The organism is Phenylobacterium sp., assembly GCF_020253645.1.
GTDB lineage: Bacteria > Pseudomonadota > Alphaproteobacteria > Caulobacterales > Caulobacteraceae > Phenylobacterium.
The window spans coordinates 1-2,722 of record NZ_JADCBG010000197.1 but is presented as its reverse complement, the minus strand read 5'-3'; the positions used below and the strand labels follow the sequence as shown (position 1 = coordinate 2,722).

Sequence of the window (2,722 nt, the reverse complement as noted above, 5' to 3'; positions counted from 1 at the left end):
GTCAGGCCGTCTCGAAAACCATCACGCCGGGGTCCGGCGCGCCTGCGAACATCCGCCCGATGAAGGCGGCCCGCAAGGCCCGCGCCACCGGCTGGGCGATGTAGCCCTTGTCGGTGATCTCCCCGGCGTTGGCGTCCGGGCCGTCGGGCAGGACCAGGGCCCGGGCCACCCGCCCGGCGCCGCCGCCGCCCCGGGCGTTGTGCGCCGCCACGCCCGCCCGGACCGCCTCGGCCACCACCTCGGGGCCATGGCCGGGACGTGGGTAGAACAGCAGGCCGACCCCCGCCTCGCCCTCGCCGCAGACGATGGCGTCGGTCACCGCGTCGCCCACGGCGCCGATCACCGCGATGCGCAGCTCGCCGACGTTCACGAAGGTGCCGCTGGCCAGCTTGAAGTTCTCGGAGAGGCGTCCGTCAAAGGCCAGGCCCTTGCGGATATCGTCGGGGTCGACCAGCCGCGCCGCGTCGCCCAGGCGGTAGAAGCCCTCCTCGTCGAAGCTGGCGGCGGACAGCTCGGGCTGGCCCAGATAGCCGGGCGTGACCTGCGGCCCCTTCACCCGGAACTCCAGCTTGCCGGCCATGGGCGCCAGCTTCACCGTCGTGCCCGGCAGGGGCAGGCCCATCATGCCCATGCGGGTGTTGGGCCAGTGGACATTGGCCGCCGTCGGCCCGGTCTCGGTGGCGCCATAGCCCGAGGAAAAGCTGATCCTCTCGCCCACCGTGCGCACGGCGACGGCCTGGATCCGGTCGCAGATCTCCTGGCCCAGATTGGCCCCGCCATACTGCAGGAGGCGAACCCGGGAGAAGAAATTGCGGGCCAGGACAGGGTCCGCCTCCAGTTCGCCGGCGAACATCATCCAGCCCGCCGGCACCATGTTGTGATAGGTCGGCGCCACCTCGCGCAGGTTCCGCACCGTGTCGCCAAAGCGGCCCTCCACCGGCTGGCCGGCGTCGATGTAGAGGGTCCCGCCCCGGTGCAGGACCATGTGCAGGATGGCGTTGGCGCCCAGGCTGTGGCTCCAGGGGGCGGCGTTGACCACCACCGGCGGGTCGGGGTCGGCGAAGCAGGCGGCCACCTGGGCGGCGTTGGCGGCCATGCGCGCCTGCAGGTTGATCACCGCCTTGGGGCGGCCGGTGGAGCCGGAGGTCAGGAGGTATTTGGCGTGGTCGTCCGGACGCGCCGAAGGCGCCGCCGGGGAGGCCCGCTCCAGGTCGGCCAGGGACACGTCCCCCGGGCGGGCGTTGCAGCCGGCGATGACCGGCAGGCCGGCCAGGAAGGGCGCCGCCAGGGCCTCGCCGAAGAGGGCGGCGTCCTCGGTATAAATGGCCGAGGGGTTCAGGGTCTCCACCGCCTGGGCCAGGCGCGACAGGTTGGCGCCCGGCAGGCCGTACTGGGGCGAGACCGGCGCGACCGGCATGCCCTGGCTCATGGCCGCGTAGGAGATGAGGGCGTGGTCGATCCCGTTACGGGCGAGGATCAGCAGGGGCCGGGGCCCGCCGATCCCCCGTTCCCTCAGGCCTCCCGCCAGGGCGGCGACGCGTCCGGCGGCCTCTGCATAGCTGACCTCCCGCCAGCCCTCGCCCGACCGCTCGGCCAGCCAGGTCCGGGCGGGCGCCCTCTCGGCCCAATGGAGAAGAGGACCGGCCACCGTCGGGAAGGGCCCGTCGAGCGGAGTCGGGTTGAACAGGATCCGGGACCCGTCGGGTCTCTCCTCCACCTCAAGCCGGGCGGGGGCGTAGCGGGGGTCGCGGATCGGGGCCTGGGCGATGTCCATGGCCCCCTCGATGGACGGACCCGCCGCCGACTGCAAGCGAAAGCCGACGCCGGGTCAGGCCGACTGGGTGGTGTCCGGCAGGCCCAGGATGCGCTTGGAGATGATGTTGTTCTGCACCTCCACCGAGCCGCCATAGATCGACATGGCCCGGCCGGAGAGCCAGCTGCGGACGGCCTCGATCTCGGCGGAGGTGAAGGCCTCTCCCTCCCAGCCCAGTCCCTGGTGGCCCATGATCTCCAGCACCATCTCCTGCCGGATCTGGGCCACGTTGGTGGCCGAGTTCTTGAGCACGGAGGCGGCGTTGGTGGCGCCCGAGGCGCCCTTGGCCTCGGCCGCGGCGCGGGCCAGGGTCAGGCTGTGGACCCGGGCGTCCATGAGGTGGCGGATCATGCGGGTGCGCAGGTCGCCATCGGCGATCCGGCCCTTGCCATCTTCGCCCACGTACTTGCGGGCGATGTCCTCCAGCGGGGTGGCGCGGCCGCCCATGGACACGCCGGTCTGGCTGGCGCGCTCATGCTGCAGCAGGCGCTTGCCCACGGACCAGCCCTCGTTGAGCTTTCCCAGAAGGGCGTCCTTGGGCGCCACGGCGTCGGTGAAGAAGGTCTCGCAGAAGGGAGAGGCCCCGGCGATGAGCTTGATCGGACGGGTCTCGATGGCCGGCTGGCGCATGTTGATCAGCAGGAAGCTGATGCCGTCATGCTTCTTCACCGTCGGGTCCGTCCGCACCAGGGCGCCGCACCAGTCTGAGTACTGGGCGCCGGAGGTCCAGATCTTCTGGCCATTGATCAGCCAGTGATCGCCCTTGTCTTCGCAGCGGGTCTGCAGGGAGGCCAGGTCAGAGCCAGCGTTGGGCTCGGAATAGCCGACGCACCAGCGCACCTCGCCGCGCACGATCGGCGGGATGTGGGTCTTCTTCTGATCTTCGGTGCCGTAGTCCAGGATAGATCG

General features: G+C 71.4%; 2 protein-coding genes. Both read right to left on the bottom strand.

All coding sequences use genetic code 11. The features are described 5' to 3' along the window. Position 1: 1 nt before the first annotated feature. Positions 2–1,774, bottom strand: a complete 1,773-nt coding sequence (locus INE98_RS13010; RefSeq protein WP_293539397.1) for an AMP-binding protein — start codon at positions 1,772–1,774, stop codon at positions 2–4. Positions 1,775–1,828: 54 nt separating this feature from the next. After that, a partial coding sequence (locus INE98_RS13005; RefSeq protein ID WP_293539395.1) for an acyl-CoA dehydrogenase family protein occupies positions 1,829–2,722 on the bottom strand: 894 nt, incomplete at its 5' end.

Excerpts from the sequence above, each read along its gene's own strand:
- INE98_RS13010 (WP_293539397.1), bottom strand. The coding sequence starts at position 1,774 with ATGGACATCGCCCAGGCCCCGATCCGCGACCCCCGCTACGCCCCCGCC.